We start from the raw sequence: 21,549 nt of genomic DNA on the forward strand, positions 1-21,549 counted from the left end.
CGCCGTGATGGTCGATGCGGGTGGTTCTCAGGCTGATCAGGCCTTCTTCTCGAGCGCATCGGCGAAGGTGCCGAAGAACTCGGTGTAGGTCTGGATGCCCTCGTTGGTGTAGGTATCCGTCGGCATGTACACGATGTTGCCCTCGGTCACGGCGGTGACGCCGGCGAGCGCCTCGGAGGCCTCGAGCACCTCGGCGGCCGGCTCGTAGGCGGGGTCGTCGGCGTTCACGGCGGCGTCGCGGTCCATCACCAGGATCCAGGTGGGGTTCGCATCGGCGATGGCCTCCACGGAGATGTCATCTCCCTGGTGGTCGTCGCTGGCGGCCTCGACCTCGAGGGCGGGCACCAGATCCAGGGCGTCGAAGACCCAGCCCAGGGTGCGGCCCTTGCCGGGGGCGATGTAACCGATCTCACCGCCGGAGACGTTCACGGCCATGACGGTGTCGGAACCGTTGTAGGCGCCGGTGACGCGCTCCATGGCGGCGTCGAGATCCGCACCGAGCTGCTTGGCCTCGCTCTCCTTGCCGAAGATGGTGCCCAGAACGGTGGTCTGGCGCTTGAGCTCCTCGGCGAAGGGCTTGTCCTCGCGCGGATCCAGCTCGAGGATCACGGCGTCGGGCGCCAGGCGCTCGAAGTCGGCGTGGAACTCGGCGAAGCGCTGGCCGTTGATGATCAGGGTGGGCTCGGCGGCGACGACGGCCTCGAGCTTGGGCTCGCGGTGGTTGCCCAGGTCGACGATGGACTCGTCGTCCTTGTAGCTGTTGCTCGCGGGCATCAGCGCGCGGGCCGCTGCGGTGAGGGTGACGCCCCAGGTCTCGAGGGTCTCGAAGGTGCGGTTGTCGGTGGCGACCACCGACTTCGGCGGCACCTCGACGGTGTGGGTGCCGTTGTTGTCCTCCACCTCGACGGTGCCCTCGCCCGCGCCGCCAGCGTCGGAGCCGGAACCCCCGGCCGCGGCCCCCTGGCCGGATTCGGTGGTTCCGCCGCAGGCGGTCAGGGCGAGGCCCACGGTGGTGGCCACGGACAGGGCGCCGAGGCGACGGCGGGAGATCGAGGTCATCGGTGTTCCTTGAGATGGAAAGCAGGGAGATCACGGGCCCCGGACGGGCCGGGATGCGCACTTAGGCTAGCCTCACCTGTCCCCATTACGCCACTGCCATGTTGCGAAATTGGCGAGCGCTGGCGTGCGCACGCGATCCACGCTGGTGAGAGGACCGATCCAGGCTTGCGAAAAACGGTCAGCCCGGTCGCCTGCCTGAGACCACGCGCGCGATCTCGTCGGCCGCTTCCCGCACCCGCTCCGCCAGCAGGGAGCCCCGATCCTCCTCCGACCGACTGCTCTCCCAGGTCAGGGCCACGGCCGCGAGCGGCCACCCGGCCTGGTCCAGCACGGCTGCGGCGACGGAGCGGAATCCGTCGGTGACCTCGCCCGACTCCCAGGCCACCCCGTCGGTGCGCACCTGCTGCAGCAGCTCCCTCAGCTGCCGCGGAGTGGTCGGGGAGGGGGCGTCGGTGCGGCGCAGCAGCTCCTGACGTCCCGGGTACAGGGTGCGCAGCTGGGCAGGGGTGAGCTGGGCCAGCATGGCCCGCCCGGTGGCGGTGAGGTGAGCGGGAAGTCGCACACCGATGTCACTGACCAGGGACGTCCGTCCCCGGGCGCGCTCCTCGACGATGTAGAGAACGTCACTTCCGGAGAGGCTCGCGAGGTGCCCGGATTCCCCGGTGGCGTCCACCAGGCGCTCGACCACGCCTCGCCCCACCCGGGCCAGGGGTGCATGGCGGGCGTACCCGGCGGCGACCTCGTAGGCCGCCGGCCCGATCGCGTACCTGCGCTCCTGCGGCAGGTGCAGCACGTACCCGTGCTCCACCAGCACAGTCAGCAGGTCGTAGGTGGTCGATCGGGGCAGGTCCAGCTCGGAGGCGATCCGGGCGGCCGGCAGCGGGCTGCGCTGGCGGGACAGCAGGCTCAGCACCCGCAGGGTCGCATCGGCCGCCGGCACCTTGGTCATGGCCCCATCCTGCCCCGACATCACCTGCGCCGCGGCAGCTCCCCTGCCCGGACCCGCGGCGTGATGCTGCCTTCCTCCTGACCCGATCCCCTTGGGCGCCGCCGACCCTGCTCGGTACAGTGGTCCGGCTCGCCGCCGCGGATGCGGACGCGGGCACCCGCTTGCACCGCACCCGGCCCTGCCCCGCTCCCAGCGGCCGTCGGCCCGGCCCGGTCCCTGGCGGGAGGAACGTCCCGAAAGACCTGACTCCCATGGTCTCCTCCGCACCCGGCGCTCTCGCGCGCTACCGCTCCCTGCCCTCGATCGCCTCCGGCCCCTGGATGGCGCTGGCGATGGCCGCCCGCGCCCCGTACGCGATGATCCCGCTGGGCACGATGACGGCGATCACCGTCTCCACCGGCTCGATCGCCACCGGCGGGCTGGCCTCGGGCCTGGTCGCCGCTGCCAGCGCGGTGGCCGGCCCCCTGATCGGCCGCGCCGCCGATCGCTCCGGTCAGCGCCTGGTGCTGACGATCCTCACCCCGATCAACGCGCTCGCCCTGAGCCTGCTGCTGGTGGCGGCGCTCTCCTCCTGGGACGGTCCGCTGCTGTGGGCGATCTGCCTGCTCACCGGTGGCTCCGCCGTCCCCGTCGGATCCTTCACCCGTGCCCGCTGGGTGGAGCTGGCCCGCGACCCGAAGGACCTGGGCACGGCCCTGTCCTACGAGTCCACGGTGGACGAGCTGAGCTTCGTGCTGGGCCCGGCCCTGGTGGGCATCGCCGCCTCCACCGCGTTCTCCGCGGCGCCCCTGGCGATCGCCGCGGCCCTGGTGGCGATGGCCGGCATCCCCTTCGCCGTGACCACCCCGCGCCGTGAGCGCGACGGGGCCGGCCTCACAGACCGCAGTGCCGATGGCGCGCCCGATCCCACCGATCGCGCGGCCGCGCGCCGCGTCCCCGCGCGCACCGTGACCGGGGAGATCCCCGCCGTCGGGTCGGTGCCGCCCGAGGCTCCGTTCGCCGAGCACCCCGCCCCCGCCTCGGTGGCGGATGCGGCCCCGGCCCCGTCGATCCATCGGGTGCTGCTGGCGGTGCTGCCGGCGATCGTGGTGATGGTGTGCATCGGCGCCTTCTTCGGGTCCGTGCAGGCCGGCACCACGGAGCGGGCCGACATGCTGGGTGCGGCCGGCTCTGCGGGCATCGTCTACGCCTTCATGGGCCTGACCTCTGCGCTCACAGCCTTGCTGGTGGTGCTGTTGCCGGACTCGGTGACCCTGGCCGCCCGGGTTCTGATCGGCGGCGCGGGCATGGCCGCGTTCGTCGCACTGACGGCGCTGATGGGCACGCTCACCACCACCGGGGCCACGCTGATGCTGGCGGGCCTGTTCATCGGGCCGACGATGGTCACGGCGTTCTCCCTGACCGAGCGGCGCACCCCGCCGGGCGGGACGGGAGTGGCGATGACCTCGATGCAGTCCTCGGTGACGGTGGGCCAGGCGGCCGGCGCCTCCCTGGGCGGCGTGCTCGCCGCGGCGATCGGAGCGCAGGGCGCCTACGGCCTGGCCGCCGCCGTCAGTTTGGTGATCGCCCTGGTGGGCGGGTTCGTGGTGCTGCGTCGGCGCTGAGCACCGAGCTGCCGATAGTGTGATGCCATCCGGGCAGATCGGAGCACCAGAGCTGGGTCAGGGGAGGACGCGATGACACACCCGTCGGGGAACCAGCAGGGACCTCACCTGCCGGATTTCCACGGCGGGGAGCGGCCGCGCGGCCGTGGCAGCGGGCGGCACGGCGAGGTCGACGACCTCGATGGGAACCACCGCTCGGCCGGCCGGCCGCGCCTGCCCCTGGCCCGGGCCGGCATGGCGGCGGGGGCGGTCGCGGTGCTGCTGGTGATCGCCCTGATCGTGCTGGCGACGACCCTCTTCCGTCCCTCCGACGAGCCGCCGGAGGCGGCCCGGCCCGCGGTCTCCGAGCCGGAGCGGCGCGAGCCGGCCGGCGGCGAGTACGTGCCCGAGGGGGAGGAGTCCGAGCCCGACTCCGAGGAGGTCACCACGATCACGGCCCCCACCGAGGAGTGCGAGTTCCACCCCCAGGAGGAGTCCGAGCCCCAGTCCGGCAGCCGGCGCACCAGCGGTGATCTGTCCTTCACGGTCGCCGCGGGGTGGGGGGAGACCGGCGTGGACTGGAGCGAGTCGCTGCCGTACGCCACGGACGTGGCCTCGGCGGACAGGCAGGTGGACGAGGGCTACTACGCCCTCGCCCAGGTGGGCCAGGTGGAGTGGCCCCAGGAGCAGGGCGGCTATCCCGGCCCGGAGCGCGCGGCGATGGCGTACGTGCAGTGCCATCTGACCCGGCCGGAGGGCATCGCGGTGTACGGGGAGGAGCCGCTGATGACCGAGTACGTCTCCGAGGCCACCGAGGTGGATGGCCACGAGGCGTGGATGGTGCGCGGCGTGGTGGAGCTGAAGGAGCCGGGCACCATCACCGAGTACGGCTCGGTGGAGATCGTGGCGATCGTGGTGGAGACCCCCAGCGGTCCGGCCGTGTTCAAGGTGTCCGCCCCGGCGGACGTCCCCGACCGCGCGGCCGACGTGGACGCGATGGTGGACAGCATCAGCGTGGGGTGAGTGCGTCGTCGGGGGCGAGCCCCGGCCCTCGGGGGTGGCGTACAGCTGCGTCGAGGCCGACGGGGTGACCTCGGCGAAGCCCACCTGGTGAGCCCAGGCCAGCAGGCGCCGACCGGCGTCGGGGGTGCCGCCGTTGGCGTGGGCGGCCCGCAGGTACAGCTCGCGCCGATCCGAGCACCGCCGAGTGTCCCGCACACAGCTGGTGAGGTAAGGCGAAGCTTGCTTGCGCAGCGCTCTGAACAGGAGTTTCATCAGTTCCATGAACACCGAGCACACCCCTCCCGCCCCCGTCCTCGCCACGGCCGACTCGTCGGGGGCGCCCCGGCGCACGACCGGGTACCAGCAGCGCCTGAACCAGCTGCGGGCTGCGGTTCTCGGCGCGAACGACGGCATCGTCTCGGTGGCGGCGACCGTCGTCGGCGTCGCGGGCGTGACCACGGCGACCGGTCCGATCCTCGCGGCAGGCACCGCCGCTGTAGTGGGCGGAGCCATCTCGATGGCGCTGGGTGAGTACGTCTCGGTCTCCAGTCAGTCCGACTCCGAGAGGGGCAGGATCGCCACGGCCGAGAGAGAGCTGGCCACTGACCCGGAGGCGGCGCGCGAGGAGCTCGCCGAGCACTGGCAAGAGCTGGGCCTCACGCAGGAGACCGCCGAGCAGGTGGCCTCGGAGCTGCACCGGCGCGATCCGCTGGCCGCGCGCCTCACCATCGCCGGTGACATCGATCCGGACGACATCGTGAGCCCGTGGCACGCAGCGATCGCCTCCTTCCTGGCGTTCTTCCTGGGCGCGCTCCTGCCGATGGCGGCGATCCTGCTGCCCCCACCGGATCTGCGGATCCCGGTGACGTTCATCGCGACGCTGATAGCGCTGGCGCTGACGGGCTGGATCGCCGCGAAGGTGGGCGATGCGAACCCGGTGCGCGCCTCCCTGCGCGTGGTGATCGGCGGCGCGCTGGCTCTGGGGATCACCTTCGTGATCGGCTCCCTGCTGGGGTCGGCCGGGCTCGACATCTGAGCTGGCGCACCGGCCGCGCCGTCCCGTCTCAGATGCGGGGCGGCGCTCCGTTGGCGGCAAGGTGGTCGAGCAGGCCCACGATGTGCCCGCACCAGTCGCTGTTGCCGAGGCCCACCTTCACGGTCATGGGCTTCCCGTTGCGCCGATGCACGTGCACGCGGCCGGTGATCCACTTCTTCTCGAAGGAGGCGCCCGCGACATCGGCGGCGACCACCTGATCCCGTACCCTCCAGCCGCGGAACATCCCGTACCAGGCGTGCACCACGCGCCGGTCCGTGATCACCAAGAACGGCCAGGAGTCGCCCACCATCCTGCACATCAGGATCTCGTAGACCGTTTCGTCCGGTTCCAGGACCTGCTCGGGCAGCGTGATCGTGAGGCCGCCTCCGCGCTGAGGGTTGCGCATGTCGGCAGCGAGGAACGTCTGCTGCGCCCGGGTCCACGCCATGCACCCACGGTAACGCCCCGCCCACGTTCACCCCGCGGGCACCCTCGGCGGTGGTGAGGCGGGGTCCGGGCCGAGGGGTGCGGGGCACGCAGTTCCTTCCGGGGTGCAGGGACGGTGCGCGCTGGGCGAGGGTGGCTCCCACGACGCAGCTCGTGGCGTGCCCCCGTCGGCCGGGTCGCCGGTCTGCGAGGATATGCCCACGCATCCACTTCCTCTCCTCACCCTCGGAGGCGACTGTGTCGTCCACTCCCCCCTCCTCAGACCGCCTCGGTGAAGCACCCCGCTATCCCGGCACCGGCCCCGACGGGCCGCGGAGCGGCGCAATCCCGCCCGGCGCCCCCGTGGCCACCACCGCCACCGCCGGCGGCGGGCTGATCGAGACCGCAGGCATCGAGATCATCGGCGAATCCGAGCGCACCGCGAAGCCGCGGGACCTGTTCTGGCCGTGGTTCGCCGCCAACGTGTCCGTGTTCGGCATGAGCTACGGCTCCTACCTGCTGGGCTTCGGCATCTCCTTCTGGCAGGCCACGATCGTGGCGCTGATCGGCATCCCCATCAGCTTCGCCCTGTGCGGGCTGGTGGCGATCGCCGGCAAGCGCGGCAGCGCGCCCACGATGGTGCTCTCCCGCGCGGCGTTCGGCGTGCACGGCCAGAAGGTGCCAGGCATCGTCTCCTGGCTCACCTCGATCGGCTGGGAGACCAGCCTCGCGATCACGGCGGTGCTCGCCACCGCGACCGTGCTGCGCACCCTGGGTCTGGCCTCCGGCGGGGTGGTCACGGTGATCGCCGCGATCCTCATCGCCCTGCTGATCGTGACCGCCTCGGTGCTGGGCTACCACACCATCATGAAGCTGCAATCGGTGCTGACCTGGGCAACCGGCGCCATGACCATCCTGTTCATGATCCTCACCATCCCCCACATCGACATGGCTGCGGTGGTGGCCGCCCCGTCGGGTCCGCCGCAGGCGATGATCGGCGCACTGGTGATGGTGATGACCGGTTTCGGGCTGGGCTGGATCAACATCGCGGCCGACTGGTCGCGCTACCAGAAGCGCTCCACCTCCGACGGGAAGATCGTCGCCTGGAACACCATCGGCGGTGCTGCGGCCCCGATGGTACTGGTGATCTTCGGCCTGCTGCTGGCCGGGTCCGATCCGGCCCTCAGCGAGGCGATTGCCGATGACCCGATCGGTGCGCTGATCTCGATCCTGCCGATCTGGGCGCTGATCCCCTTCTGGATCGTGGCGGTGCTGACCCTGGTCTCCGGCGCGGTGCTGGGCATCTACTCCTCGGGCCTGACCCTGCTGAGCCTCGGGATCGACATCCCCCGCCCCGCGGCCGCCGCGATCGATGGCGTGATCCTCACGATCGGCACCATCTGGGTGGCGTTCTTCGCCTCCAGCTTCATCGGGCCCTTCCAGAGCTTCCTGATCACCCTCGGTGTCCCGATCGCATCCTGGGCCGGCATCCTCATCGCCGATGTGCTCACCCGCCGCGCCGACTACGACGAGGCCGCCCTGTTCGATGCGAACGGCCGCTACGGCGCCTTCGACTGGACCTCCCTGATCACCATGGCGGTCACCTCGATCCTGGGCTGGGGCCTGGTGGTGAACTCCTTCGCCGAGGACGCCCCGTGGAACAACTGGCAGGGCTACCTGCTGGAGCCGCTGGGCCTGGGCACCTTCGTGGAGGACCCTGCCGGCTCCTTCTGGGACGGCAAGTGGGCCTACGCCAATCTGGGCGTGCTGCTGGCCCTGGTGCTGAGCTTCCTGGTCACCCTGGTGGCGCGCCGCGGGAAGATCCGCCGTCAGGAGCAGGGCGCGGTGGCGCGGGGCGAGGCCGTGCTGAGCGCGGACTGAGGCGCCGGGCCCGGCGAGATCCGCGTGGTCGTTGTTCGCGGTCCTCGTCGGCGTCCATCCACATCCCTCCAGCGGGGGTGGCGGGCCCGGCCATAGGGTCAAGGGACGATTCCAGTGGAGCGCGGGGCCGGGCAACGGCGCCGGGAAAGAGGAGACGATGGCCCACAAGCCCGTCACGGTGACCGCGGCCGAGCGTCAGGTGACCTGCACACACTGCCGCGGTGTCTGGTTTTGGCCGCGGAACGTGGTGATGAGCAGCGGCACGGCGACGTTCTTCGACCTCGACGCGTTCAGTCCCCAGGTCACCATGCTTTCCTGCTCCGGCTGCGGGAAGGTGGAGATGTTCCAGCCGTCGACGATCCAGCTGCACCAGCATCCCGGATAGCGTCGGCCCATGCACTCCAGGTCTCCACTCCCCGGCACCGCTCTGATCACTGGCGCCGGCCGTCGGCGGAACATCGGATCCGCGATCGCGCGCGGGCTTGCGGCCGACGGCTTCGATCTGGCCCTGTCCTGGTCCGCGCAGTACGACCAGCGGGTCAACCGCGAACACTCCGACGTGGAGCTGCTCGCCCAGGAGCTGCGGGAGGCCGGGGCCCGGGTGGAGCTGTTGCCCGGGGACCTCTCCGACCCGGAGGTGCCCGCCGCTCTGGTGGAGGCGGCCCGGGAGGCGATCGGCCCTCTCGGTGCGCTGGTGATGTGCCACTGCGAGTCGGTGGACTCCTCGATCCTGGACACCACGGTGGAGAGCTTCGACCGGCACTACGCGGTCAACGTGCGCGCCACCTGGTTGCTGCTGAAGGCCTTCGCCGAGCAGGTGGAGCCCGGCACCGACACCCCCGGCGGGGCGGCGATCGCCCTGACCAGCGACTACACGGTGCACAACCTCCCCTACGGCGCCACCAAGGGGGCGCTGGACCGCCTGGTGCTGGCCGGCACCGCGGAGCTGGCAGATCGCGGCATCCGCACCAACGTGATCAACCCCGGACCGATCGACACCGGCTGGATGACCGAGGAGATCCGCGCCGCCGGTGCCGCGGCCACTCCGGGCGGGCAACTGGGCGGGCCGGAGACCGTCGCTGATCTGGTGCGCTTCCTGCTGTCCGAGCAGGGCGGCTGGATCCGCGGCCAGCTGCTGTTCTCCAACGGCGGGTTCCATACGCCGGCGGTGTGAGAGTCGTGTGGAGCGCCCAGCGAGGCGACTCACCCAGAGAGGGGACTCATCTGTCAGACGGCCCTCCTAGTGTCGGAGTCCGATGGACGCGTACGATCAATGACGAGGGAGGACTTGCCATGACTTCATCAACGGTACAGATTCTCGACCAGGCAGAAGCACGTCGACGCCTTGCGAGTTTGACGATGATGATCGATGACGTGGATTCATTCAAGGCGCGCGGCTACCGATACGAGCTGGATGCAGCCGACGCAGCGCTCTACGACGAGATCCGCACTCTCGAGTACCTGCTCGATGAGGGATGAAACCTCACGACTTCAGTTCGACGCGCAGGAGTTCGCTGACGAGTTGACTGCGACTGTGCGCGCAGTGTCCCCTCAGTGCAGGCCATTCTCTGCTACCTCGGTCGGCAATCGTGTGGTTGTCCAGCAGTCGCCGAACATCGGCATTCCGTTGATGGTCAGCGAGAGCCTGCTTATCACTCTCAAGGTCCGATACCAGTGCCGCTGGAGCGACGCGGGCAGGTTCCTCACCGTGGACAGCTCGAGCATCAGTGCGTTTGCCGGCACATCAGACCGGCAACCAATTTTCAGATACGAATACGAGCGTGGAGCGCGGACCGTCCCGGCCGCACACCTCCATGTCCATGCGCATCGGGATGCCTTCACCTACACGATGACCAAAGCCGGGGTGAGCACGGCCCGGAGCGGGCGCAGGGCCGCCGGTGATCAGGTCCCATCCCTCCAGGAGATTCACTTCCCACTCGGGGGTCACCGTTTCCGACCTGCATTGGAGGATGTCCTTGAGATGCTGATCGACGAGTTCGGAGTCGATCATGATGGCCTTGCGCGTACGAAACTCGCTGAGGGAAGGAAGCGGTGGCGTCTGGTGCAGACGCGCGCGGCGGTCCGCGATGCTCCTGAAGAAGCTGCCGAGACCCTCCGCGACTTGGGATATTGCGTGGAGCTTCCTGACGGCGCCACCCCTCCGCCGGGCCGGCGAGACCGACTCATGTCGCCGTGATCGATCCTCATTGCGCCTACAGTGCCTCGTATGAACACCGTCGCGCCTGGTACCCCCACTCCTGAGACTGCCCCCTGGTTGCTGGTCGTGGACCCGCAGCGGATCTTCGCCGACCCGGCCTCGGAGTGGGCCTCCCCGTTCTTCCCCTCGGCGATGGGGAACATCCGCGCCCTGGCCGCCCACGTCGGTTCCGAGCGCACCCTGGTGACCCGCTGGCTGCCCACCGCCGATCGCGACACCGCCTGGGGCGCCTACTTCGCGGCCTGGCCTTTCGCCGACGTTCCCGCCGAGGACCCGCTGTACGAGCTGGTGGAGGATGCCCAGGCGCTCTCCGCGCACCCCACCGTGGACGAGCCCACCTTCGGCAAATGGGGGCCGAAGCTCGCGTCGCTCGTAGGCCGCGCCCCGCAGCTGCTGGTCACGGGGGTCTCGACCGACTGCTGCGTGATCACCACCGTGCTCGCCGCGGCGGACGCCGGCGCGCACGTGACCGTGGTGACCGACGCCGTCGCCCACTCCACGGCCGAGAACGGGCAGGCGGCACTGCAGGTGATGGGGCTGTTCCCGCCCCAGGTGCAGCTGCGCTCCACGCGGGAGGTGCTGGAGTCGGTGCCACCTCGGCCTGGGGCCTGAGTCTTGGTCTCCCGTGTCGAGGCCGATGGCGGGAGGCTCACCCGGAATGCGGGGCGAGGGCGGACATGACCGTCACGGTGCGCTGACCGGCCCCCCCCGCTCCCGCGCACGAATGCGAGCGCTTCGCGCACCAGCGGCAGCCACGCCTGGTAGGCCTGGTCAGGCGTGTCGGCGGAGGGCAGTTCGAACCACTCCTTCATGGTGCGAGTTCCCATGGTGACCGGGGCGGCTTCGCCGGCCGCGATCAGTTCCTGCCCCCGGGCGTTGGGGAGCTTCACGATCAGTTCGCCGTCGAACCCCAGGAAGGCGAAGATCGTGCCGTCCAGCCGCAGGCCGGGGCTGCGGAACATGGTGCCCACCTCGACGTCGCCCTGGGGTGCCGCGAGACCCCCCACGTCGAGCGGCCCCGGCCAGTCACGGATCAGCGGTGGTTCCACCCGGCCAGGGTACGTACGGCCCTTCCGTCCCACCGCCCTCGGTCCGCACCGGTACCCGGCGTGCCATGCTGGGTCGATGGCCCCTCCCCTGATCACCGTCGGCCACGGCCGTCTGGACCGCGACGAGCTCACCGCGCTGCTGAGCAGCGCAGGAATCGAGCGCCTGGTGGACGTGCGCCGCTTCCCCGGCAGCCGGGCGAACGACGCCGCAGCCCGCGGCCAGGTCGAGGAGATCTGCGAGGCCGCCGGCATCGAGTACCGGTGGGAGGAGCGCCTGGGAGGCAGGCGCCGACTCACCACGGAGCAGGATGCCGCCTCCCCGGACACCTGGTGGCGCGTGGCCGCGTTCCGCGCCTACGCCGCCTGGACCCGCGAGGACGACTTCCGGGCCGCGATCAGCGATCTCACCGTCGACATCGAAGTGGCGCGCACCGCGGTGATGTGCTCGGAGTCGGTGTGGTGGCGCTGCCACCGCCGCATCATCGCCGACGTGATCGCACTGGAGCGCAGCATCCCGGTGGAGCACCTGATGCACACCGGCCGGCTCAGCGCGCACGAGCCCAGCGAGGGCGCCCGTCTCGATGGGAGCGGACGCATCCTCTGGGACGGTGCGGACGCCTAGCCCAGCAGCGTGGCGCCCAGGGTCACCGCCGCCACCCCGCCCAGGAGGGTCGCGAAGATCAGGGTGAGGGTGGAGGGGCGGGCCTTGGCCGAGAGCGGGCCGCCCAGCATTCCGCCCACCGCGGAGCCCGCCGCGAACAGCAGCGTGACCGTCCAGTCGATGGAGACGTGGGTGCCGATGCGCGCCAGCAGGCTGACCACGGTGGCCACGATCATCACCAGCAGGCTGGTGCCGGAGGCGCGGCGCATGGCCAGGCCCAGGGCGATCACCAGCATCGGCACCACGATGAACCCGCCGCCCACACCGAAGAAACCGGTGAGGAAGCCGGTCAGGGTGGCGGTGACGACCACGACCGGCAGGCGCCACCTGCCCGGTCCTGCCCTGTGGTGGGCGGGCTTGCCGTGGTGGGTGGGGGTTCCATCGGCGGCGATCACGGTGTCGGGCCCGGGGGCGTCCAGCACCGGGTCGTCGTGGGTGAGCAGCGGCTGGTCCGCTTCGGAGGTGCCGTGCGCCGCCCGTTCCAGATTCTCCTGCCGCCTGCCCCGGACGCCGCGCACGGCCATCAGCACGGCGACCGCCACCAGCATCGAGCCGAACAGCACCAGCAGCAGCTGCGGGTCCACCAGCACCGACAGACGCGACCCTGCCACGGCACCGACCACCGAGACACCCGCGAAGACGAGCCCCTCGCGCCAGTTCACGTTCCCATTGCGGGCATGGTGCGGGATGCTGAACAGCGCCGTGACAAGCACGATGATCAGACTGGAGGCGGTGGCGGAGTGCGGATCCTGCGCCAGCAGGAACACCAGCACCGGCACCGCGAGGATCCCGCCGCCCGCACCGAGCGCGCCCACCACCAGGCCCACGCCCACGCCCACGGCGATCGCGAGCAGTGCCAACTCCATGGGGGAAAGCCTCCGCGGTGAGGAACGGGTGCGAGCGTCGATCGGCGCCGGATCCATCGTAGATCCGCGCGGGACAGTGGGATAATCGACCGGCAGGAGGCACCGATGCAGAGCACCCACCCGCAGGACCCGTCCGTCGCTCCCGATCCCGTGAGCGCCGCCATGGGCGAGCGACTGCTGCAGGCGTGGCGCCACGGGACGCTGGTGCTGCCCTTGCGCGACGAGAACTCCCCGGTGCGCCTGCCCGGCCTGCACACCTCGGTGCTGCCGGCCTCGCTGTCGGGCCAGGCCCGGGTGTCCCTGGTGGGGGTGGGCGAGCGCTTCGCCGCCTGGCGCCTGGTGCCGCAGCAGAACGCGCCGGTGATCGTGCGGATCCCGCACGTGGCACCGAGCGAGCTGCACCAGAGCCTCTCCCATGAGATCGCGGCCCTCACGCTGATCCCTCCGGAGGTTGGCCCGGATCCCATCGCCTTCTACGACGACGCCGCCACCAGCCCGATCGGGCACCCCTATGTGGTCGCCACCGACATGCCGGGCTCGACCGCCGCGCCCGAGGCCTGGACACCGATGCAGCTGGAGCTGCACGCCCGCCACCTGGCCCGCCTGCACACGGTGGCGGCACCGGGGCGAGGCCCGGTGTCCCTGGGAGTGGACCCGTGGTCGCAGATCCCGCCCGGCCCGGCGTCGCTGCTGGGCGAGGTGGAGCAGCTGGTCGCCCAGTGGCGGGACCGGTACGGGTTGGTGATCGCGGAGCACGGCCTGGAGCCGTTCCTGGAGGCCGCCCTGGAGGCGGTGGCGGGGATCGAGCCCGAGATCGCGGCGATGTCGACGTCGTCCTCGGGAGGTTTCGTGCTCGCGCACGGTGACCTGTGCGCCACCAATGTGCTGTGGAGCAGGCCGGAGCTCGGACGTGAGCACCCGGTGGTGCGCTACATCGACTTCGAGTGGGCGCAGGCCGACGATCCCGCCCGTGACCTGGCGATCATCGGCGGCAGCGTGCACGGCGGGCCCTGGTACGTGCCGATGGACGAGCAGCGAGTGACGCGGTTCGTGGAGTGCTACCTGCAGGCCCGCGCTGAGACGGGGGAGGTCCCGGAGGCGGTGGCCGACGTTGCGGCGCTGCGCCGCCGCATGCACGCCTGGACCGCGTACGAGCGCACGGCGATGCTGGTCCACGTGGCCTCCGCGGCCTCCACCCGGGTGTCGCATCAGCGAGTGCTGCCGTGCCTGCGCTCCACCCTCGCCGCTCACCTGGAACTCGAGGACCGGGCCGATGGCTGAGCAGGAGCAGGCGGGCGCAGGACCCCGCGCCGAGCGGGCCTCCTTCGTGAAGTCCCGTTCCGGAGCCCCCTCGGGGTTCTTCGCGGCCGAGGCCGATGGTCTGCGGTGGTTGGCCGAACCGGGTGCCGTCCCCGTCGTGGAGGTGCTGGAGGTGCGGGAGGACGCCCTGCACCTGGTGCGCCTGGAGTCCGCTTCGCCGGATGCCGAGGCCGCCCGCGACCTCGGCGCCCGCCTCGCGCGGCTGCACGACGCCGGTGCCCCGGGATTCGGCTGGGCGCCGGGGGATTCGGCCTGGTTCGGGCCGCTCACCGATCCCTTCGAGGTGTCCAGGGACTCCCGCGAGAGCTTCGCCCGCTTCTGGGCGGAGGACCGTCTGCGGCCCCTGCTGGCCTCCTGCGCCGCCACACTGGGCAGTGACGGCAGCGCTCGGGTCGAGGCCGCGATCGACGCGATCGCGGACGGCTCGTTCGACGGGATCTGCGGGCAGGAGCCGGAGCCGCCCGCCCGGGTGCACGGCGACCTGTGGTCCGGCAACGTGATGTGGACGGGCGGGGGTGCCGTGCTGATCGACCCGGCCGCGCACGGCGGCCACCGCCTGGAGGACCTGGCGATGCTGTCGCTGTTCGGCGCCCCGCACCTGGAGCAGATCTACGCCGGGTACGAGCAGGCCCATCCCCTGCCGCAGGGCTGGCGCGAGGACCTGCCGGCGCACGTGCTGTTCGGACTGCTGGCCCACGTGCACCTGTTCGGCTCCGGCTACACGTCTCAGGCGATCTCGACGGCCGACGCGGTCAGCGCCCGCGCGCGGCGCGTGGCCGGCTGAGGGGAGGAGGACCGTGCGCTTGTGGAGCCTGCACCCGTCCCTGCTGGACCGGGCCGCCCTGGTGGCGGGCTGGCGTGAAGCGCTGCTGGCCCAGAAGGTGCTGGCCGGCGGTACCCGCGGGTACACGAACCATCCGCAGCTACACCGCTTCCTCGCCCACCCCGACCCCATGGTGGCGATCGGCGCCTACCTCAGCGCCCTACAGGAAGAGGCAACCGACCGCGGCTACCGCTTCGATGCGACCCGGATCCTGCGGCCACCCGGTGCCGGCACCCGCTCCCACCCCGTCGAGGCCATCCCGGTGACCAGCGGGCAGCTGGAGTACGAACTGGAGCACCTGCGACGCAAGGTCACCGCCCGCGCACCCGAGCACCTGCCGCACCTTCCCACCGTGGGGACCACGCCGCGGGCCCACCCGCTGATGCGAGTGGGCCCGGGGGACGTGGAGGACTGGGAGGTTCGCTGACCGGGAGGGTCAGTGGCCGTGGTCCTCGTGGCCGTGGTCCTCGTGGCCGTGGTCCTCGTGACCCTCATCAGCGTGGTCGTGGTCATCGTGACCCTCATCAGCGTGGTCGTGGTCGTCATGACCCTCCTCGCCGTGGTCGTGGCCCTCGTGGCCGCCGGCATCGCTGGCACCGGAGCCGTGCTCATCGTCCGCGTGCGCGTCATCCTCATGGTCGTGGGCGTGCCCCACCGTGTACTCGCCCGAAGCGGTGCCGGTGGTCACCTGGATCTCGTGCGGCTCCACGGTCAGCTCCAGCTCGCGGTAGGTCTTGCCGCTGGCCACGTCCACCATGGTGATCTTCTTGGAGGCGGGGTCCACCACGAAGGCGGTGCCGTCGGCCACGGCCATCATGGGGCCGGGGGTCTGCCACTCCTCGGGCTCGGTCCACTCCGCGGCGACCGGCACCTCGTGCAGGATCTCACCGGACTCCGGGTCGAGGATGTTCAGTTCGCCGTCGTAGGTGAGCACCAGGGCCTCGCCGTTCGGGCCGCGGTCCAGGGAGCGGAACCAGTAGGGCGAGCCCAGGTCCACGGTTCGCATGGTGGCGTCACGGGTGTCGATCAGGGCGATCTCGGTGGGGCGCTCGATACCGCCGGCCGGGTCCTTCTCCACCTTGTGGTCCGCCAGCACGATCGGCGAGGAGGGATGGCCCTTCTGGTTGCCGGAACGCTGGTACTCCTGGTCCACGGCGACCTTGTGGAACTCGCCGTCGCGGTAGACGACCGGTCCGTTCTCGCAGCCGATGGAGATCACGTCACCGGACTCGGTGGGCTGCGCGGCCGCCTCGCCATGGATGCCGGGGCAGTCGTCGGTCTCGGCCACGACAGCGCCGGAGGCATCCTTGACCTGCACGGTGCTGCGCTCGTCCTCGGTGCCCTGGGTGAGCAGCAGCCCCCCGTCCTCGAGCGGCACGGCAACGCCATGGTGCGGATCCTCGGTGCTGGTCTCCTCGACCTCGCCGAGGGAGCCGTCGGCCAGGGAGGCGGGATCGAACAGGGTGATGGCACCGGTGCCGTCGGCGAACAGGGCGGTGCGGCCGGCATGCGGGACCACGTGGCCCGGGTGGGGCGCCGCCACGCTGATGTCGGTGAGCGCGGGGTCCTGCACGTAGTAGTGGAAGTGGTCGCCATGGCCCTGGGCCAGCAGACCGGTGTCGTACATCGTGAAGCCGTCCGCGGTGCTGAGGGCGACATGGCGGCCGTCACCGGCCGGGTTCAGCCGCACGTAGCCCTCCACCTCGGCGGTGCCCAGCTCGGTGCCGTCCGCGGAGTCGATCGTGGTCACGCCGCCGTCGTGGGCGAGCACGATGCGCGGGGTGAGGGCAGCGACCTCGGTGCGGTCCGAGCTGGTGGCGGTCTGGCCGTCCGAGGCTCCCCCGCCGTCGGAGGCTCCCCCACCGGTAGTGGCGCTGGGGCTGCAGGCGGCCAGGGCGAGCACGCCGATGCCGAGCAGCGACGCCGCCCGACGACTAGTGATAATCGTTCGCAGTGATGTCATGCACTGCAGGCTACCAGCGCATGAGAACCATTCCCATCTGACGAGGTGAGTCGGCCATCACAGGCGGTGTCTCGGTGCAGGCAGCGGTCGCTCGACGCCCGACGGCCGGCACCGCAGGGAAGCGATGCCGGCCGTCGAGGGGTCGGTGTGCGGGAGGGAGCCCCTAGGGCTCGGGGATCAGATCACGCCGAAGGCGATCATCGCATCGGCCACCTTGCGGAAGCCGGCCACGTTCGCCCCCACCACGTAGTCACCCGGACGCCCCGCCTCCTCGGCGGTCTCCAGGCAGGTGGTGTGGATGTTCTTCATGATCTGGGTGAGGCGCTCCTCGGTGTGCTCGAAGCTCCAGGTGTCACGGGAAGCGTTCTGCTGCATCTCCAGCGCGCTGGTGGCCACGCCGCCCGCGTTCGCGGCCTTGCCGAGGCCGAAGGCCACGTCGGCCTGGCGGAACACGCTGACCGCTTCGGGGGTGCAGGGCATGTTGGCACCCTCGGAGATGGCCTCGACGCCGTTCTTGACCAGGGTGCGGGCGGCATCAGCATTGAGCTCGTTCTGGGTGGCGCTGGGGATCGCGATCGCCACGGGCACGTCCCACACGCAGCCGTCCTTGACGAAGCGAGCGCTGCCGCCGCGACGCTCGGCGTACTCGTGAATGCGACCGCGCTCCACCTCCTTGATCTGCTTGAGCAGCTCCAGGTCGATGCCGTCCTCGTCGACCACGTAGCCCGAGGAGTCCGAGGCGGTGATCGGCACGCCGCCCAGCTGGTGGGTCTTCTCGATCGCGTACAGGGCCACGTTGCCGGAGCCGGAGACGGCCACGCGACGGCCCTCGAAGGAGGAGCCGCGGGCCCGCAGCATCTCGTCGGCGAAGATGGCCGCCCCGTAGCCGGTGGCCTCCTTGCGCACCAGGGAGCCGCCCCAGTCCAGGCCCTTGCCGGTGAGCACACCGGCCTCGTACCTGTTGGTCAGGCGCTTGTACTGGCCGAACAGGTAGCCGATCTCGCGCGCGCCGACCCCGATGTCACCGGCGGGCACGTCGGTGTACTCCCCCAGGTGGCGGTGCAGCTCGGTCATGAAGGACTGGCAGAAGCGCATGACCTCGCCGTCGGAGCGCCCGTGGGGGTCGAAGTCGGAGCCGCCCTTGCCGCCGCCGATGGGCAGACCGGTCAGGGAGTTCTTGAAGATCTGCTCGAAGCCCAGGAACTTCACGATGCCCAGGTTCACCGAGGCGTGGAAGCGCAGGCCCCCCTTGTAGGGGCCCAGTGCGGAGTTGTACTCGACGCGGAAGCCGCGATTGACCTGCACCTCACCCTTGTCGTCCACCCACGGGACGCGGAAGATGATCTGCCGCTCGGGCTCGCACATGCGCATCAGGATGCTGCGGTCGTTGTACTCGGGGTACTTGCCCTGGATGACCTCGAGGGACTCGAACACCTCGCGGACGGCCTGGTGGAACTCGGGCTCGCCGGGGTTGCGGCGCAGCACCTGGTCGTAGGTGGCCTGGAGCGTCGAAGCGAGCATCGCGGTCCTTTCGGATGGCCCCGGTGCGGGGCGAAGCAGTCACAGCGACCCCAGAGTACGGAGTCCCGCGGGGGTGGCGTCGGGACTGTCCATATGCACTCACCTGGTGAGACCCCCTGGTCGCGGGGTATTGACCGCGCATGACCTGCACAGAAGCATGGTGGCAAGGCCCGGCCGATCAGCGGTCCGGCGCGAACGGACTTGGGGGAGACCATGTTCACAGGACTCAGGAACCATCACCGAAATGGTCGTGGCCTGCGTCGGCTCAGCGCAGGGTGCGTGACGCTGCTCGCCGTCGGCGCGGTGGCCGCCTGCGGCCCCGACGAGCCGGAGGAGACGACACCCGCGGATCCGCCGTCGGTCGAGGCGTCCGCGGACCCCACCGAGCAGCCCGCCGATGAGGGTGGCAAGGCCCGCCCCGGCGGCGAAGGGGCCGACGACGGGGACTCCGGCGGCGAGGGGGCTGACGACGGGGACTCCGGCGGCCGGACAGGCGCCGATGCCTGGCGTGCCCCGTTCGACGAGGTGGGTCACGAGTGGAGCAACGGCTGGGTGGCGCTGCCGGCGTCGGCCGAGGACATCGAGTCGATCCTGGGAGAGACGGCCCCGGAGATCCGGGAGGGCACCGAGAGGGTAGACCTCCTGGTGGACTGCGCGGACGGCATCGACGGGACCAGCCTGGAGACCACCTGCACGGTGACGGCCGCGGACGAGGAGCTGAACCTGCCCGAGGTCACCTGGCGGGTCATCGGCGAGGTCGAGGAGGGCGGGGCGGACCTCACCGTCCGCAACGAGGGTTGAGAGGGACGGGGCATCGGCCGCCTCACCGCGCACGATCCTGGGACCCCTCCTGGTCAGCCCTCCGAGTCGGGGTGGAAGATCTCCTCGATCTGCTTCTCGAATGTCTCGGCGATCTTGAACGCCAGCGGGAGTGAGGGGTCGTACTTGCCGTTCTCCAGGGCGATCACCGTCTGCCGGGAGACGCCGAGGGCAGTGCCGAGCTCGGCCTGGGACCAGCGGCGGTCGGTGCGGAGGGCCTTGATGTCGTTGCGCATGTCGGCCCTCTCAGCGGTAGCGGATCGCGGAGACGATGGTGCCCAGGATCCACGCGACCATCAGGATCGAGAAGGCGAAGATCCAGTTGAGCTCGGGCAGCACGTAGAACTGCAGCACGCCCACGGCCAGGATCAGCGGGGTGGAGATCGCGAAGGCCAGGAGGATCGCTTCGGCGATCTTGGCGCGCTCGAACTCGTCGCCACTGCGGTACATCAGCACGTTGGCCCAGGCCATCAGCCCGATGCCGGGCAGGACGATCAGCGCGGCCCACCAGGCGGGGATCCCGATGGAGGGGGCGAAGCCGGCAGCGGCAAGGCCGAGGCCGTAGAACACACCGCCAAGGGTGAACAGGAGTGCGAAGGTGCGGGTCGTCTTCGTGCCAGGGCTGGTGGTCGTCGTGCGGGGGGTGGGGGCATCGGTGTTCATGTCAGAAAATGTAAGGGTCGCTTGACATGCATGTCAAGCACCCTTGACAACAGAGCCGTGCAGCCCTCCCTCCGGCCGCGTCACCGGTGCGTCGATCGCTCCGCGAGCTGCTCCTTCACCCATCCGGGATCGTCGGTGGTGATGGAGTCGACGCCGCAGGCCAGGGCCACTGCGAGCTGCTCCGGGGTGTTGATCGTCCACGGGTGCACACGCAGTCCCGCCTCCCGCGCAGCACGCGCCGCGGCCAGGCACAGGCCGTCGATTGCGGGCCCGATGGCGGTGGCGCCCAGCTCCCGGGCCGTGGCCAGCGCCAGCTCGTCGATCGTCCTCACCAGGTAGGAGACGGGGGTGTCCGGGCTGGTGCGTCGGATCTCGGCGAGCGCCTCGGGGTGGAAGGAGATCACGGTGGAGGCGGCCTGGGTGGAGCCCTCGTCCAGCTGGGCCAGCAGCTCTCCCACGACGCGGGCGGCTGCGGGCACCTTGACCTCGATGAACAGCGGCACGGTGGTGAGGTCCAGCAGCTGCGCGAGGGTGGGCACGTGCTCGTCGTGCTGGAGCCGCACCCGCCCCAGCTCATCAGCGGTGAGATCGGCGATGGCGCCGGTGCGCAGGGGGGAGTACGGGTTCGCGGTGCGGTCGATGGTCTCGTCGTGCATGACGATCACCTGCCCGTCACGGCTCAGGTGCACATCGCATTCGAGCAGGTCAGCACCGTCGGCCAGGGCCCGACGGAACGAGGACAGGGTGTTCTCCGGGGCCAGGTGGGCAGCGCCGCGGTGGCCGACGACGAGGGGCTGGGTGCGTGTCATGCCCCGATCCTCTCGGATTCCCGGCCCGGGAGGCCGGCATCCGGTGATCCGGCCCCGGCGATGATCTCGCGGGCCCACCGCGGATCGTCGACGGTGATGGTGTCGCAGCCCAGCTCGAGTGCCCGGTGCAGCTCCTCCTCGGACCGAGCGGTCCACAGGTTCAGCTCGATGCCGAGCTGCCGCGCGCGCACCACATCCGCCTGACGGGCGTCAGCGATGCGCACACCGATCTGGGCGACGTCGAGCTCCACGGCCGTGGTGAAGAACTGCTCGGAGGTCTCCGTGGTGGTCAGCAGGCGGGGGATGTGCGGGGCAACTGCCCGCGCTTCCTGCAGCACCTCCGGGTGGAAGGAGATCACCATCGCGGGGGCCGATGCTCTCTCCGCGAAGTCCTGGTCCCGGAAGTACGCGGTGAGGGTCTGCATCACCAGCGCGGTGGCGGCAGGGGCCTTCACCTCGACCAGCAGCGGGATCCGGGTGCCGCCCTCCCCCACAGCGACATCGAGCACCTCGGTGAGCGTGGGGATGCGCTGGTCCATGCCCACCCGCACCCGGTCCAGCTGCTCGCGGGTGAGCTCCGCGACCGATCCGGTGCGCAGCGGCGAATCGGGCTGGGCGGTGCGGTCGATGGTGGCGTCGTGGATGATCGCGTCGCGGCCGTCGGCGCTGAGGTGCACGTCGCACTCGAGCAGCACGGCCCCGTCGGCGATCCCGCGGCGGAAGGAGAGCAGGGTGTTCTCGGGGACGAGCGCCGCAGCGCCGCGATGGCCCACCAGCTGCGGGATGTGACGGTCGGGCCGTGCACCGGCCGTGCCGGGGGCGCCGCTGCGCGACGCCCCCGCGGCGCCTGAGGTGCCAGAGCTGGGCACGTCCGATGCGCTCGTGGCGAGCGTGTTCATGC

General features: G+C 70.9%; 23 protein-coding genes. 12 read left to right on the forward strand and 11 right to left on the reverse strand.

What is annotated here, in order from left to right; all coding sequences use genetic code 11:
* Window positions 1-36: 36 nt before the first annotated feature.
* Together M4D54_RS03035 and M4D54_RS03040 are read right to left on the reverse strand one after the other, a co-directional pair.
* Window positions 37-1,059: a siderophore ABC transporter substrate-binding protein gene (locus tag M4D54_RS03035; RefSeq protein WP_259890226.1), complete on the reverse strand. Its 1,023-nt coding sequence runs from the start codon at window positions 1,057-1,059 to the stop codon at window positions 37-39.
* Between the two features lie 178 nt (window positions 1,060-1,237).
* Window positions 1,238-2,008 (reverse strand): IclR family transcriptional regulator, encoded by a 771-nt coding sequence (locus tag M4D54_RS03040; RefSeq protein ID WP_259890227.1) that lies wholly within the window; start codon window positions 2,006-2,008, stop codon window positions 1,238-1,240.
* 251 nt (window positions 2,009-2,259) lie between these two features.
* On the opposite strand from M4D54_RS03040, the gene M4D54_RS03045 reads away from it, so the two are divergent.
* The 3 genes from M4D54_RS03045 (at window position 2,260) to M4D54_RS03055 (ending at window position 5,629) form a co-directional block, all read left to right on the forward strand.
* A complete protein-coding gene (locus tag M4D54_RS03045) occupies window positions 2,260-3,612 on the forward strand; it encodes an MFS transporter (protein WP_259890228.1) in 1,353 nt (450 codons plus the stop codon).
* A 72-nt stretch (window positions 3,613-3,684) separates the two neighbouring features.
* On the forward strand, window positions 3,685-4,614 hold the full coding sequence (locus M4D54_RS03050) for a hypothetical protein (protein WP_259890229.1): 930 nt from the start codon (window positions 3,685-3,687) through the stop codon (window positions 4,612-4,614).
* Between the two features lie 259 nt (window positions 4,615-4,873).
* Window positions 4,874-5,629 (forward strand): VIT family protein, encoded by a 756-nt coding sequence (locus M4D54_RS03055; protein ID WP_259890230.1) that lies wholly within the window; start codon window positions 4,874-4,876, stop codon window positions 5,627-5,629.
* Window positions 5,630-5,657: 28 nt separating this feature from the next.
* On the opposite strand, the gene M4D54_RS03060 is transcribed toward M4D54_RS03055, so the two are convergent.
* Complete coding sequence (locus tag M4D54_RS03060; RefSeq protein WP_259890231.1) at window positions 5,658-6,077, reverse strand: hypothetical protein; 420 nt, start codon at window positions 6,075-6,077, stop codon at window positions 5,658-5,660.
* Between the two features lie 341 nt (window positions 6,078-6,418).
* Between M4D54_RS03060 and M4D54_RS03065 the strand changes: the two genes are divergently transcribed.
* The 3 genes from M4D54_RS03065 to M4D54_RS03075 all read left to right on the forward strand — a co-directional run bounded on the left by M4D54_RS03065 (window position 6,419) and on the right by M4D54_RS03075 (window position 9,110).
* Window positions 6,419-7,936 carry a cytosine permease gene (locus M4D54_RS03065; protein ID WP_259890232.1) on the forward strand — a complete coding sequence of 506 codons (1,518 nt, stop codon included), beginning with the start codon at window positions 6,419-6,421 and terminating at the stop codon, window positions 7,934-7,936.
* 157 nt (window positions 7,937-8,093) lie between these two features.
* The gene (locus M4D54_RS03070; protein ID WP_204411306.1) at window positions 8,094-8,321 is read left to right on the forward strand and encodes a hypothetical protein; all 228 of its coding nucleotides are present in this window, start codon (window positions 8,094-8,096) and stop codon (window positions 8,319-8,321) included.
* A 9-nt stretch (window positions 8,322-8,330) separates the two neighbouring features.
* Window positions 8,331-9,110 (forward strand): SDR family oxidoreductase, encoded by a 780-nt coding sequence (locus tag M4D54_RS03075; RefSeq protein WP_259890233.1) that lies wholly within the window; start codon window positions 8,331-8,333, stop codon window positions 9,108-9,110.
* A gap of 570 nt (window positions 9,111-9,680) precedes the next feature.
* Here M4D54_RS03075 and M4D54_RS03080 read toward each other — a convergent pair.
* Window positions 9,681-9,947, reverse strand: a complete 267-nt coding sequence (locus tag M4D54_RS03080; protein ID WP_259890234.1) for a hypothetical protein — start codon at window positions 9,945-9,947, stop codon at window positions 9,681-9,683.
* A gap of 216 nt (window positions 9,948-10,163) precedes the next feature.
* Between M4D54_RS03080 and M4D54_RS03085 the strand changes: the two genes are divergently transcribed.
* Both M4D54_RS03085 and M4D54_RS03090 read left to right on the forward strand, forming a co-directional pair.
* Window positions 10,164-10,766 (forward strand): cysteine hydrolase family protein, encoded by a 603-nt coding sequence (locus tag M4D54_RS03085; RefSeq protein ID WP_259789303.1) that lies wholly within the window; start codon window positions 10,164-10,166, stop codon window positions 10,764-10,766.
* A gap of 513 nt (window positions 10,767-11,279) precedes the next feature.
* Window positions 11,280-11,825, forward strand: coding sequence for a DUF488 family protein (locus M4D54_RS03090; RefSeq protein WP_259890236.1), 546 nt, complete (start codon window positions 11,280-11,282; stop codon window positions 11,823-11,825).
* Here the strand turns inward: M4D54_RS03090 and M4D54_RS03095 are convergent.
* The gene (locus tag M4D54_RS03095) at window positions 11,822-12,730 is read right to left on the reverse strand and encodes a sulfite exporter TauE/SafE family protein (protein WP_259789300.1); all 909 of its coding nucleotides are present in this window, start codon (window positions 12,728-12,730) and stop codon (window positions 11,822-11,824) included. The genes M4D54_RS03090 and M4D54_RS03095 overlap by 4 nt on opposite strands.
* A gap of 105 nt (window positions 12,731-12,835) precedes the next feature.
* On the opposite strand from M4D54_RS03095, the gene M4D54_RS03100 reads away from it, so the two are divergent.
* Genes M4D54_RS03100 through M4D54_RS03110 form a run of 3 tightly spaced genes read left to right on the forward strand, consistent with a single transcriptional unit; the run spans window position 12,836 to window position 15,300 of the window.
* Complete coding sequence (locus tag M4D54_RS03100) at window positions 12,836-14,011, forward strand: phosphotransferase family protein (protein WP_259890237.1); 1,176 nt, start codon at window positions 12,836-12,838, stop codon at window positions 14,009-14,011.
* Window positions 14,004-14,834 carry a fructosamine kinase family protein gene (locus M4D54_RS03105; protein WP_259890238.1) on the forward strand — a complete coding sequence of 277 codons (831 nt, stop codon included), beginning with the start codon at window positions 14,004-14,006 and terminating at the stop codon, window positions 14,832-14,834. Before M4D54_RS03100 ends, M4D54_RS03105 begins: the two co-directional genes overlap by 8 nt.
* A 13-nt stretch (window positions 14,835-14,847) precedes the next feature.
* Window positions 14,848-15,300: a pyrimidine dimer DNA glycosylase/endonuclease V gene (locus M4D54_RS03110; RefSeq protein ID WP_259789297.1), complete on the forward strand. Its 453-nt coding sequence runs from the start codon at window positions 14,848-14,850 to the stop codon at window positions 15,298-15,300.
* 9 nt (window positions 15,301-15,309) lie between these two features.
* Here the strand turns inward: M4D54_RS03110 and M4D54_RS03115 are convergent, their stop codons facing one another.
* Window positions 15,310-16,836, reverse strand: coding sequence for a hypothetical protein (locus tag M4D54_RS03115; protein ID WP_259890239.1), 1,527 nt, complete (start codon window positions 16,834-16,836; stop codon window positions 15,310-15,312).
* Window positions 16,837-17,013: 177 nt separating this feature from the next.
* Window positions 17,014-18,357 (reverse strand): NADP-specific glutamate dehydrogenase, encoded by a 1,344-nt coding sequence (gene gdhA, locus M4D54_RS03120; protein WP_259890240.1) that lies wholly within the window; start codon window positions 18,355-18,357, stop codon window positions 17,014-17,016.
* A gap of 279 nt (window positions 18,358-18,636) precedes the next feature.
* On the opposite strand from gdhA, the gene M4D54_RS03125 reads away from it, so the two are divergent.
* A complete protein-coding gene (locus M4D54_RS03125; protein ID WP_259890242.1) occupies window positions 18,637-19,158 on the forward strand; it encodes a hypothetical protein in 522 nt (173 codons plus the stop codon).
* 53 nt (window positions 19,159-19,211) lie between these two features.
* On the opposite strand, the gene M4D54_RS03130 is transcribed toward M4D54_RS03125, so the two are convergent.
* The 4 genes from M4D54_RS03130 to M4D54_RS03145 all read right to left on the reverse strand — a co-directional run bounded on the left by M4D54_RS03130 (window position 19,212) and on the right by M4D54_RS03145 (window position 21,547).
* Window positions 19,212-19,412, reverse strand: coding sequence for a helix-turn-helix transcriptional regulator (locus M4D54_RS03130; RefSeq protein ID WP_259789293.1), 201 nt, complete (start codon window positions 19,410-19,412; stop codon window positions 19,212-19,214).
* A 10-nt stretch (window positions 19,413-19,422) separates the two neighbouring features.
* Window positions 19,423-19,839: a hypothetical protein gene (locus M4D54_RS03135; protein WP_259890243.1), complete on the reverse strand. Its 417-nt coding sequence runs from the start codon at window positions 19,837-19,839 to the stop codon at window positions 19,423-19,425.
* An 80-nt stretch (window positions 19,840-19,919) separates the two neighbouring features.
* Window positions 19,920-20,648 (reverse strand): glycerophosphodiester phosphodiesterase family protein, encoded by a 729-nt coding sequence (locus tag M4D54_RS03140; RefSeq protein ID WP_259890245.1) that lies wholly within the window; start codon window positions 20,646-20,648, stop codon window positions 19,920-19,922.
* Entirely contained in the window at window positions 20,645-21,547 is a 903-nt protein-coding gene (locus tag M4D54_RS03145; protein WP_259890246.1) for a glycerophosphodiester phosphodiesterase family protein, read from the reverse strand. Before M4D54_RS03145 ends, M4D54_RS03140 begins: the two co-directional genes overlap by 4 nt.
* Window positions 21,548-21,549: the final 2 nt, after the last annotated feature.

The sequence above is a fragment of the Brachybacterium sp. p3-SID1565 genome, from assembly GCF_025143785.1.
GTDB classification, from domain to species: domain Bacteria; phylum Actinomycetota; class Actinomycetes; order Actinomycetales; family Dermabacteraceae; genus Brachybacterium; species Brachybacterium epidermidis.